The 11,548-nt window shown below is 69.0% G+C and carries 6 protein-coding genes and 2 pseudogenes; 2 read left to right on the top strand and 6 right to left on the bottom strand.

What is annotated here, in order from left to right:
• Nucleotides 1-24: 24 nt before the first annotated feature.
• The 3 genes and pseudogenes from clpB to rluD form a co-directional block, all read right to left on the bottom strand.
• Entirely contained in the window at nt 25-2,610 is a 2,586-nt protein-coding gene (clpB, locus tag FU658_RS04400; protein WP_147890960.1) for an ATP-dependent chaperone ClpB, read from the bottom strand.
• A gap of 110 nt (nt 2,611-2,720) precedes the next feature.
• Nucleotides 2,721-3,516, bottom strand: a pseudogene (gene pgeF / locus FU658_RS04395) (peptidoglycan editing factor PgeF).
• A 36-nt stretch (nt 3,517-3,552) separates the two neighbouring features.
• Nucleotides 3,553-4,545 (bottom strand): 23S rRNA pseudouridine(1911/1915/1917) synthase RluD, encoded by a 993-nt coding sequence (gene rluD, locus FU658_RS04390; protein WP_147890959.1) that lies wholly within the window; start codon nt 4,543-4,545, stop codon nt 3,553-3,555.
• Nucleotides 4,546-4,640: 95 nt separating this feature from the next.
• Here rluD and FU658_RS04385 point away from each other — a divergent pair, with 95 nt between their 5' ends.
• A complete protein-coding gene (locus tag FU658_RS04385) occupies nt 4,641-5,468 on the top strand; it encodes an outer membrane protein assembly factor BamD (RefSeq protein WP_147890958.1) in 828 nt (275 codons plus the stop codon).
• Between the two features lie 78 nt (nt 5,469-5,546).
• Here FU658_RS04385 and FU658_RS04380 read toward each other — a convergent pair whose 3' ends face one another.
• The 3 genes and pseudogenes from FU658_RS04380 to sucC all read right to left on the bottom strand — a co-directional run bounded on the left by FU658_RS04380 (nt 5,547) and on the right by sucC (nt 9,631).
• On the bottom strand, nt 5,547-7,187 hold the full coding sequence (locus FU658_RS04380) for an NAD+ synthase (protein ID WP_147890957.1): 1,641 nt from the start codon (nt 7,185-7,187) through the stop codon (nt 5,547-5,549).
• 378 nt (nt 7,188-7,565) lie between these two features.
• Nucleotides 7,566-8,441: a succinate--CoA ligase subunit alpha gene (gene sucD, locus FU658_RS04375; protein WP_147890956.1), complete on the bottom strand. Its 876-nt coding sequence runs from the start codon at nt 8,439-8,441 to the stop codon at nt 7,566-7,568.
• Nucleotides 8,442-8,465: 24 nt separating this feature from the next.
• Nucleotides 8,466-9,631, bottom strand: a pseudogene (gene sucC / locus FU658_RS04370) (ADP-forming succinate--CoA ligase subunit beta).
• Between the two features lie 222 nt (nt 9,632-9,853).
• On the opposite strand from sucC, the gene FU658_RS04365 reads away from it, so the two are divergent.
• Complete coding sequence (locus tag FU658_RS04365; protein ID WP_255505406.1) at nt 9,854-11,470, top strand: sensor histidine kinase; 1,617 nt, start codon at nt 9,854-9,856, stop codon at nt 11,468-11,470.
• The last annotated feature ends 78 nt before the right edge of the window (nt 11,471-11,548 follow it).

Genomic DNA, 11,548 nt, shown 5'->3' with positions numbered 1-11,548 from the left:
TGGGAACGGGGGTGCCTTGTCCCGTCATTCCTTGTCGAACACCAGCCCCCCGTCCGCGGCATGGACGCGCACCGTGTCACCGGTACCGAAGTCACCCGACAGGATCTTCTGCGCCAGCGGGTTCTCCAGCTGGTGCTGGATCGCACGCTTCAGCGGCCGCGCACCGTACACCGGGTCGAAGCCGACGTTGCCCAGCAGCTGCAGCGCGGAGTCGTCGATCTCGAAACGGATCTGGCGCTCGGCCAGGCGCTTGATCAGGTAGCCGGTCTGGATGCGCGCGATCTCGCGGATCTGCGCCTTGCCCAGCGGGTGGAACACCACGATCTCGTCCAGGCGGTTGATGAACTCCGGCCGGAACTGCGCCTGCACCACGCCCATCACCGCGGCCTTGATCTTGGTGTAGCTCTCCTCGGAATCGTCGGTCGACATCTCCTGGATGAGGTTCGAACCCAGGTTGGAGGTCAGCACGATGACCGTGTTGCGGAAATCCACCGTGCGGCCCTGGCCGTCGGTCAGGCGGCCGTCGTCGAGCACCTGCAGCAGCACGTTGAACACGTCCGGGTGCGCCTTCTCGACCTCGTCGAGCAGCAGCACCGAATAGGGCCGGCGGCGCACCGCCTCGGTCAGGTAGCCACCCTCCTCGTAGCCGACATAGCCCGGGGGCGCACCGATGAGCCGCGCCACGGAGTGCTTCTCCATGAACTCCGACATGTCGATGCGCACCATCGCCTCGTCGGTGTCGAACAGGAACTCCGCCAGCGCCTTGCACAGCTCGGTCTTGCCGACGCCGGTCGGGCCCAGGAACAGGAAGCTGCCGTTGGGCCGGTTGGGGTCGGAGAGGCCCGCGCGCGAACGCCGGATCGCGTCCGACACCGCGCCCACCGCCTCGGCCTGGCCCACCACGCGACCGCGCAGCGCGTCCTCCATCGCCAGCAGCTTCTCGCGCTCGCCCTCCAGCATCTTGCTGACCGGGATGCCGGTCCAGCGCGCCACCACCTGGGCGATCTCCTCGGCGGTCACCTTGTCCTGCAGCAACTGGAAGCCCTGCGTCTCGACCTCCTGTGCCGCGGCCAGCTGCTTCTCCAGCGCCGGGATCGTGCCGTACTGGATCTCGCTCATGCGGGTGAAGTCCTGCTTGCGCTGGGCCGCCTCCAGGTCCAGCTTCGCCTGTTCCAGCTGTTCCTTGACCTTGGTGGCGCCGGTCAACGTCGCCTTCTCCGCCTTCCAGATCTCCTCGAGGTCGTTGTACTCGCGTTCCAGCGTGTCGATCTCCGCCTGCAGGTCGGCCAGGCGCTGCTTCGACTCCGCGTCCTTCTCCTTCTTCAGCGCCTCGCGCTGGATCTTGAGCTGGATCAGCCGGCGTTCCTTGCGGTCCATCTCCTCGGGCTTGGAGTCGATCTCCATGCGGATTCGACTGGCCGCCTCGTCCATCAGGTCGATCGCCTTGTCGGGCAGCTGGCGGTCGGCGATGTAGCGGTGGCTCAGCGTGGCCGCGGCGACGATGGCCGGGTCGGTGATCTCCACGCCGTGGTGCACCGCGTACTTTTCCTTCAGGCCGCGCAGGATCGCGATCGTGTCCTCCACCGAGGGCTCGTCGACCTGCACCTTCTGGAAGCGCCGCTCCAGCGCGGCGTCCTTCTCGACGTACTTGCGGTACTCGTCCAGCGTCGTCGCGCCGACGCAGTGCAGCTCGCCGCGGGCCAGCGCGGGCTTGAGCATGTTGCCGGCGTCCATCGAGCCTTCCGCCTTGCCGGCACCGACCACGGTGTGCAGTTCGTCGATGAACAGGATGACCTGCCCCTCCTGCTTGGCCAGGTCGTTGAGCACGCCCTTGAGGCGCTCCTCGAACTCGCCGCGGAACTTCGCGCCGGCGATGAGCGAGCCCATGTCCAGGCTCAGCACGCGCTTGTTGCGCAGGCTCTCGGGCACTTCGCCGTTGACGATGCGCTGGGCCAGGCCCTCGACGATCGCGGTCTTGCCCACGCCCGGCTCGCCGATGAGCACCGGGTTGTTCTTGGTGCGCCGCTGCAGCACCTGGATGGTGCGGCGGATCTCCTCGTCGCGGCCGATCACCGGGTCGAGCTTTCCGGACTCCGCCCGCGCGGTCAGGTCGATCGTGTACTTCTCCAGCGCCTGGCGGCTGTCCTCGGCGTTCTCCGAGGCCACCTTCTCGCCGCCGCGCATCTTCTCGATGGCCGCCTCCAGCCGCGCCTTGTCGGCGCCGGCGGCCTTGAGCGCGCGGCCCACCTCGCCCTTGTCCTCCAGGCCGGCCAGCACGAACAGTTCGCTGGCGATGTAGCTGTCGCCGCGCTGCTGGGCCAGCTTGTCGGTCAGGTTCAGCAGGCGCGCCAGTTCGTTGCCGACATTGAGGTTGCCTTCCTGCCCGCTCACCTTGGGCAGCTTCTCCAGCACCTCGCCCAGGCGCTCGCGCAGCAGCGGCACGTTCACGCCCGCCTGCGACAGCAGCGGCCGGGTCGACCCGCCCTGCTGGTCCACCAGGGCGACCAGCAGGTGCACCGGCTCGATCATGTTGTGGTCGCGGCCAACCGCCAGCGACTGGGCGTCGCTCAGGGCCTGCTGGAAGCGCGAGGTCAATTTGTCCATCCGCATCGGAAGGTCTCCAGGGAGCGGGCGCCAACACGGCGCCGTATAGAGGACAAGATGCGGGCGGCCGCCCGGGGTTCAAGCTGCCTCTGGCCCCTGGTGGGGCCCTTGCCGGGTCAGGGGTCGATCCACACCAGGCTGGCCATGCGGCCGGTGCGTCCCTCGCGGCGGTGGGAGTAGAAGTTGCGCGGATCCGAGATCGTGCACAGGCTGCCCCCGGACACGGCGTGGGCCGACAGTCCGGCCGCCCGCAACCGCCTGCGCGCCAGCGCGTACAGGTCGACGCGCCAATGGCCCGGGCGGGTGGGCACGAACGCGGCCACGTCGGCGGCGTGGCCGTCGACGAACGCCGTGTACACCTCTTCCCCCACCTCGTAGGCGCCAGGCCCTGCCGCCGGCCCCACCCACGCGCGCAGGCGCCCGGGCGGCGTGCGCATCGCGCCCACCGTGGCCTCCAGCACGCCGCCGGCCAGCCCACGCCAGCCGGCATGGGCGGCCGCCACCTCGCCGGCGTCCTCGGCGCACAGCAGCACCGGCAGGCAGTCCGCCGTGAGCACTGCCAACACCCGCCCGGGCACCGCGGTCACGGCGGCGTCGGCCTCCGGAGTGTCCAGCCCGGGCTCGACGACGACCCGGGTGCCGTGCACCTGCCGCAGCCACCGCGGCGGGCCGGGCAGGTCCAGGCCGCGCTCCAGCGCGCGGCGGTTGGCCGCCACCGTGGCCGGGTCGTCGCCCTGGTCGTCACGCGGCTGCCCGAGGTTGAAGCGGTCGAACGGCGGCCGCGAGTCGCCCCCAGGGGCCGCGCAGCGTGGTCAGGCCGACCACGCCCGCCGGGGCCGGCCAGTCGGCCAGCAGCACGCTGTTGCGGATCGCCGTGGCCGCCTCGCGCTGCGCCTCCAGCACCGAAGCCATGCCGGCACTCGGGCCCTGGGGCTCGGGCCAGGGCACTCAGCGGCCCCCGCGGGCGTTGAACGCCTCGGTGTCCTCGCGCAGCAATGCCAGCAGGTGCTGCATGTCGGCCGGCAGCCCGGCCTCCGTGGTCAGGGTCTCCCCGGTCGCCGGGTGCGCGAAGGCCAGCTTCTCGGCGTGCAGGGCCTGGCGCTTGAATGCGCGCAGACCCTCCGACAGCGCTTCGGTGGCGCCGCGCGGCTGGGTCAGGCGCGCATACATCGGGTCGCCGATGATCGGATGGCGCACGTGCGCCATGTGCACGCGGATCTGGTGCGTGCGCCCGGTTTCCAGCCGGCATTCCACCACCGTGTGGGCGCGGAACTTCTCGCGCACCCGGTAGTGGGTGATGGCCGGGCGGCCGTTGGCCACCACCGCCATGCGCACGCGGTCGGTCGGGTGCCGCCCGATCGGCGCGTCGACCGTCGAGCCGGCGATCATCGGACCGGCCACGACCGCCACGTACTGGCGGTGCACTTCGCGGCCGGACAGCTGCTCCACCAGGTTGGTGTGGGCGCGCAGCGTGCGCGCCACCACCATGACGCCGGAGGTGTCCTTGTCGAGCCGGTGCACGATGCCGGCGCGCGGCAGCTCGGCCAGCTTCGCGTCGCGGTGCAGCAGCGCGTTCACCAGCGTGCCGCGCGGGTTGCCCGCGCCGGGATGCACCACCAGGCCGGCCGGCTTGTTGATGACCAGCACCTCCTCGTCCTCGTGCAGCACGTGCAGCGGAATGTCCTCGGGCTCGGCGCGGGTCTCGGTCTCCATCTTCACCAGCACCGCCACCGGTTCGCCGCCGCGCACCGCCTCGCGCGGCCTGACCTGCTTGCCGTCCAGCAACGCGTCGCCGGACTTGATCCACTCCGCCAGCCTGGAACGGGAGAAATCGGGGAACATCTCGGCCAACACCTGGTCGAAACGCCGCCCAGCCGCATGCATGGGTACCTCCGCCTCGAGCAGTTCGGTATCGTCTTCGTCGCGCGGATCGGCATTCATGCGGGGTTTTACCTCGGTTGGAGCCCGTCTCGGACCATGCGCTATTATCCCGGTCTTGGCGTCGCCATGCGCCCCCTATAGGTATCGAGCCCACGATGACCCGATTTTCCGGCCTGTTGCGCCTCCTCGTCCTGATCACCCTCGTCCTCGCGATCACCGGCTGCGGGCGCTTCTTCCAGCGCTCCGAGCCCACCGAGACGCTGCCGGTGGAAGAAATGTACACCGAGGCCAAGAGCGCCCTGGTCGGCGGCAACCTCGGCCGCGCCGAGCGCTACTACACCCGCCTGGTGGCCCGCTTCCCGTCCGGCGCCTACGCCGAGCACGCGCAGATCGAGCTGGCCTACACCCAGTACCGCGCCGGCAAGTACCCCGAAGCCACCTCCACGGTGAACCGCTTCCTGCGTACCTACCCGACGCACGAGCACATCGCCTACATGTACTACCTCAAGGGGTTGATCAACTTCAGCCGCGACAACGCGTTCACCGAGCGGATCGCGCGCCTGGACATGACCCAGCGCGACCAGAGCTCGGTGCGCCAGAGCTTCAACGACTTCGCCGAGCTCATCCGCCGCTACCCCGACAGCATCTACGCCGCCGACGCGCGGCAGCGCATGGTCTACCTGCGCAACCAGATGGCCCAGCACGAGATCAACGTGGGTCTGTTCAACTACCACAAGGGCGCCTACCTGGCCGCCGCGAACCGCGGCCAGTTCGTGCTCGAAACCTACCCGCAGAGCGAGTTCCAGTACGACGCCGTGGCCCTGATGGGCGCCGCCTACGCGCGCCTGGGCCAGGACGACCTGGCCAGCGACTCGCGTCGCGTCCTGCAGGCCAATGAACCCAACCATCCCTGGCTGAGCGGCGACTGGCCGCAGCGCCGGGGCGGGCTGAACCGCCTGAACCCGTTCGCCGGCGGCCGCTGAGCCCCGGCCAACGCCACGAAAAAGCCGCCCACCCGGGCGCTTTTTCATTGCCCGGCACCTGCACCAGGCCCGGGGAAGCTATTTCCAGCCGCTGGTGATCGGATAGCGTCGCTCGCGTCCGAACGCGCGTCGCGACAGCTTCGGTCCCGGCGCGGCCTGGCGCCGCTTCCACTCGTTGGTCTTCACCAGCCAGGTCACCCGGGCAATGTCCCCGGGGCTGTGGCCGGCGGCCAGCAGGTCCTCGCGCGAGCCGTCCTCGTCGATCCAGATGCGCAGCAGGTCGTCGAGCACCTCGTAGGGCGGCAGCGAATCCTGGTCGGTCTGGTTCTCGCGCAGCTCCGCCGAGGGGGCACGCTCGATCACGCCCGCCGGGATCGCCGGCGCCGCGCCCGTGGGCTGTTGCGCGTTGCGCCAGTGCGACAGCGCGTACACCTCGGTCTTGTACAGGTCCTTGATCGGCGCGTAGCCGCCGCACATGTCGCCGTAGATCGTTGCGTAACCCACCGCGTACTCGCTCTTGTTGCCGGTGGTCAGCAGCAGGTGGCCGAACTTGTTGCTCAAGGCCATCAGCAGCGCCCCGCGACAGCGTGACTGCAGGTTCTCCTCGGTCACGTCGGGCGCATGGCCTTCGAACACCGGCCCAAGCGCCTCGAGGAAGCCGGTGAACGGCGCCTCGATCGCTATCGTCTCCAGCCGCACGCCCAGCGCAGCCGCCTGCTCGGCAGCCAGGTCGTTGCTCATGTCGGCGGTGTAGCGCGAGGGCAGGCGCACGGCCAGCACGTTGTCCGCGCCCACGGCGTCCACCGCCATGGCCAGCACCAGCGAGGAGTCGATGCCGCCGGAAAGCCCCAGCAGAACCTTCTTGAAGCCATTCTTGGCAGCGTAGTCGCGGGTGCCGCGCACCGCGGCGCGGTAGGCCAGCGACTCGCGGCTCTCGTCGGCCTCCTCCGGCCAGCGCAGGGGCGTGAAGCTGCGGTCGACCGGATCGAACTCCGCCACCAGCCAGTGCTCCTCGAACGCGCGCGCGGCGTTGTGCACGGTGCCGTCGCCGTCCACCAGGCAGGAGCTGCCATCGAACACCAGCTCGTCCTGTCCCCCGACCACGTTGAGGTAGGCGATGCCGACCCCATGGTCACCGGAGCGCTGGGCGAGCAGGGCGTCGCGATCGACCGCCTTGTCGCGCTCGAACGGCGAGGCATTGATCACCGCCACCACTTCGGCGCCGCCCTCGGCGCACTGGCGGATCGGCGTGTCGTGCCACAGGTCCTCGCACACCAGCACGCCCACGTTCACGCCGGCCAGCTCGACCACGCAGGGGTGGGCGCCACCGCGGGCGAAGTAGCGGCGCTCGTCGAACACCGCGTAATTGGGCAATTCGCGCTTGCGGTAGGTGTGCTCGATGCAGCCCTCGCGCAACACGCTGGCCGCGTTGTACACCACCGAGCCGGCGGATTGCGGATGCCCGACCACCGCCACGATGCCGCGGGTGGCGTCGGCCAGTGCGGCCATCCCAGCCTCGCAGGCCGCCAGGAAGCTGGGCTTGAGCAGCAGGTCCTCGGGCGGGTAGCCACTGATGGCCAGTTCCGGGAACAGCACCAGGTCGGCGTGGTGGGTGTCGCGGGCCTCGGCAATGAAGGCGCGGATGCGTTCGACGTTTTCGGCCACGGCCCCGATCGGGAAGTCGAACTGGGCCAGGGCGATGCGCAGGGGTCGGCTCATGGCGCCAATTATGCGTCATGCACCGCCGCAAACCGCGCCCGCGCTGTGCATCGCCGTGCAAGCGGCCGGCTTCGATCCACCCGCACGGCCCAGCCCGGGCCTGGCTGTGAACGCGATTGCCGTGACGCAGATCCCGGTTTCGGAACTCACCGGAAGTTAACATTCAGGCCCGATTCGGGTGGGTCCAGGCCCGCCCCATGGTGCGCAGCGGGCTTGGGGGCCGGCGGGTTCGCCCGCCGGAAGATGGCCCGTAGCGCGTCTCACAGCCATGGGGCGGGCCTCGGCCCACTCCCCCCGACCATGAATTGTGGTGCTCTGTCGCTCCAACGAAAAGGCCGCCCTGGGGCGGCCTTTTCACGTTCCGGCGGGACGAGGAGCTCAGCCCTTCATCTTCTCCGCCAGCACACGGCCCAGGTCGCCCGGGGACTTCACCGTGGTCACACCGGCCTTCTTGAGCGCGGCGAACTTGCCCTCGGCGGTGCCCTGCCCGCCCGACGCGATCGCACCGGCATGGCCCATGCGCTTGCCCGGAGGGGCCGACGCACCGGCGATGAAGCCGACCACCGGCTTGGTGACGTACTCGGCGATGAACTCCGCGGCCTCTTCCTCGGCGGTGCCGCCGATCTCGCCGACCAGGATGATGCCCTCGGTCTGCGGATCGTTCTGGAACAGGACCAGCGCGTCGATGAAGTTCATGCCCTGGATCGGGTCGCCACCGATGCCGATGCAGGTCGACTGGCCGAGGCCGGCGTCGGTGGTCTGCTTCACGGCTTCATAGGTCAGCGTGCCCGAGCGCGAGACGATGCCCACGCGGCCCGGCTTGTGGATGTGGCCGGGCATGATGCCGATCTTGCACTCGCCCGGGGTGATGATGCCGGGGCAGTTCGGACCGATCAGCGTGACGTCGTCGTACTGGTCCAGCGCGTTCTTCACCCGCAGCATGTCCAGCACCGGGATGCCCTCGGTGATGCACACGATGACCCGGATGCCGGCGTCGGCCGCCTCCAGGATCGCATCGGCCGCGAACGGCGGCGGCACGTAGATCACCGACGCGTCGGCGCCGGTCTCTTCCACCGCATCGATGACGGTGTTGAACACCGGCAGGCCGATGTGGGTCTGGCCGCCCTTGCCCGGCGTCACGCCACCGACCACCTTGGTGCCGTACTCCAGCATCTGCTCGGCGTGGAAGGTGCCCTGCGTGCCGGTGAAGCCCTGCACGATGACCTTCGTATTCTTGTCAACCAAAACGCTCATGGGGTATTCCTAAGATTCGTGGGGTCAGGCGGCCGCGGCGGCCGCAACGGCCTTCTTCGCGCCATCGTTGATGTCGTCGGCGCCTGGATGGCCAGGCCGGAGCTCTTCAGCAACTCCTTGCCCTTCTCCACGTTCGTGCCTTCCAGGCGCACGATCACCGGCACCTTGACGTCGACTTCCTTGACCGCGGCGATGATGCCCTCGGCGATCATGTCGCAGCGCACGATGCCGCCGAAGATGTTGACGAAGATCGCCTTGACCTTGTCCGAGGACAGGATCAGCTTGAACGCCTCGGTGACGCGCTCCTTGGTGGCGCCGCCGCCGACGTCGAGGAAGTTCGCCGGCGAACCGCCCTCGAGCTGGATCACGTCCATCGTCGCCATCGCCAGGCCCGCACCGTTGACCATGCAGCCGATCGTGCCGTCCATCGTCACGTAGTTGAGGTCGTGCTGGCTGGCGGCCACCTCGGTCTCGTCCTCCTGGCGGATGTCGCGCATCGCCACCAGCTTCGGCTGGCGGAACGCCGCGTTGTCGTCGGAGTCGACCTTGCCGTCGAGTGCGGCCAGGTTGCCGTCCTTGAGGATGGCCAGCGGGTTGAGCTCGACCAGCGCCAGGTCCTTTTCATTGAACAGCTTGAACAGGCCCGTCATCAGCTTGGTCAGCTGGCCGACCTGCTTGGCGGTCAGGCCCATCGCGAAGCCCATCTGGCGGCACTGGTAGGGCTGCAGGCCCTCGATGAAGTTCACGTTGAGGCTGTGGATCGCATCGGGGTTGGTCTTCGCGACCTCCTCGATCTCGACGCCGCCCTCGGCCGAACCGATGAAGGTGATGGCCTTGGTGGAACGGTCGACCAGCACCGACAGGTAGAGCTCCTTGTCGATCTCGCCGGCCTCGGTGACCAGCACCAGGTCGACCGGCAGTTCCACGCCGGCGGTCTGGTAGGTGGACATCTTCGTGCCCAGCATGCCGTTGGCCGCTTCCTTGACCGCGTCGAGGGTCTTGCACAGCTTCACGCCGCCGGCCTTGCCGCGGCCACCGGCGTGGATCTGCGCCTTGACCACCCAGAAGTTGCCGCCCAGGGCCTTGGCCGCGTCGACGGCCTCCTCGGTGGTGCGCGCTACGCGCCCGGCGGGTACGGGGATGCCGTACTCGGCGAACAGTTCCTTGGCCTGATACTCATGAAAGTTCATTCAACACCCATCGACAGCTGGAGCGGGAGGGGACCGGCGCGACAGCGCCGAAGATGTCCCGGGCGCTGCAACGGCCCGGGCAAGCCCCCTATTTTCGCCGATGGACCAGCCAAAGGCAAAAGACCCCGCAGCGCCAGCGCCCGCCCGGCCCGTGCGCCGCCCGGGCACGGCCTATACTTCCCCGACGGCGCCACCTGCGCGCCGGCCGCGGGGGAGCACGGCGTGGGGTTTGTCGATTGGTGGAGTGGAAACAGCCGGGCCACCGGCCACGACGCGCTGCGGCGCGAGCTGTACTTCTTCTCGCTCTACCGGCTGCTGGAGGCCGGCCTGCTGGCGTTCCTGGCGTTCAGCCCGTTCGGCGAGTTCTTCGTCGTGCTCGAACAGCCCTTCATCGCCCAGACGGCAGCCGTCCTCTATCTGGTGGCGGCGGTGTTGCTGCTGGCCATCCGCAGCGACCCCGAGCGCAGCCTGTCGATACAGGCCGGCACCGGCGTCATCATCGACATCGCCGCCGCGGCGATCGCCATCCACACGATGGCGGGACTGGAAAGCGGCATCGCCCTGCTGCTGGTCATCAACATCGGCGCGGCCGCCATCCTGATGTCGTTGCCCAGTGCGCTACTGGTCGCGGCGCTCGCCGGTGGCGCGCTGCTGCTGCAGTTCTTCCTGGCCGGCGGCAACGCGGCCATGCTGGAGCAGGGGCGCAGCCTGGCCGAGCCGGTCATGTTCGCCATCAGCTACCTCGGCATCGCCCTGTTCACCCACCAGCTCGGCCAGCAGATGCGCGCCAGCCAGCAGCTGGTGGAGCAGCGCGACATCGACCTGGCCAACCTGGCCCAGGTCAACGAACTGATCATCCGCCGCATGCGCACCGGCCTGCTGGTGGTGGACGACGACAACCGCGTGCGCATGTTCAACGAGTCCGCCTGGCACCTGCTGGGCAACCCCCCCGCGGACGAGCGCCGCCTGGGCACCGTGGCCCCCGAGCTGTCACGGCGCCTTTGGGGCTGGCGCAACGGCCGCCCGCCCGACACCAAGCCGGTGGCGCTGGCCGAAGACGTCGCCGAAGTGATTCCCCGCTTCACCCTGCTGGGCAGCGACGAGCAGCTGGTCCTGATCTTCCTCGAGGACACCACCCTGTTTTCGCGCAAGGCCGAGCAGCTCACGCTGAACACGCTGGGCCGGCTGTCGGCCTCGATCGCGCACGAGATCCGCAACCCGCTGGCCGCCATCAGCTACTCCGCGCAGTTGCTGGAGGAGTGCGAAGTGCTGCCCGAGGCGGACCGTAGGCTGGTTGAGATCATCAACACCCAGTGCACGCGCATGAACGGCATCGTGCAGAACATCCTCGGCATGGCCCGGCGCGAGCGCGCCCAGCCCGAACCGGTGGAACTGGCGCTGTGGGTGAAGCGCTTCGTCGACGAGTACAAGGCGAGCCAACCCCTGGAAGCCGTGGAACTCAACGCCCGGGCCGAGACCAGCCCGGTCCGCGTGCTGGTCGACAACCAGCAGCTGCACCAGATCGTCACCATCCTCGTGTCCAACGCCATCACCTACGGACGGCTGCCTGGCGAGCCCGCCCGGATCAGCGTCGTGGCGAACCCGGCCAAGCCCGGCCAGACGCCGAGCCTCAGCGTCATCGACCGCGGCCCCGGCATTCCCCCCAAGGTGGTGGAGAACATCTTCGAACCCTTCTACACGACCTCCGAGCACGGCACCGGCCTGGGCCTGTACATCGCCCACCAGCTATGCGAGGCCAACCAGGCCACGCTGGGCTACGAGACGGTGGCCGGCGGCGGCAGCCATTTCCGCATCCAATTTGCGAAAGCGCAGGGATAATCGACGTCGACTAGTACAAAACCGTGACACTTGTACTGCATTTGTGCCGGGCTGTTGAGCTACTGTGTCGTCACTCGC

The sequence above is a fragment of the Alkalisalibacterium limincola genome (assembly GCF_008017755.1).
Lineage (GTDB): Bacteria > Pseudomonadota > Gammaproteobacteria > Xanthomonadales > Xanthomonadaceae > Alkalisalibacterium > Alkalisalibacterium limincola.
Note: the sequence above shows the minus strand (reverse complement) of the source record. Positions and strands in the feature narration are given on the sequence as shown.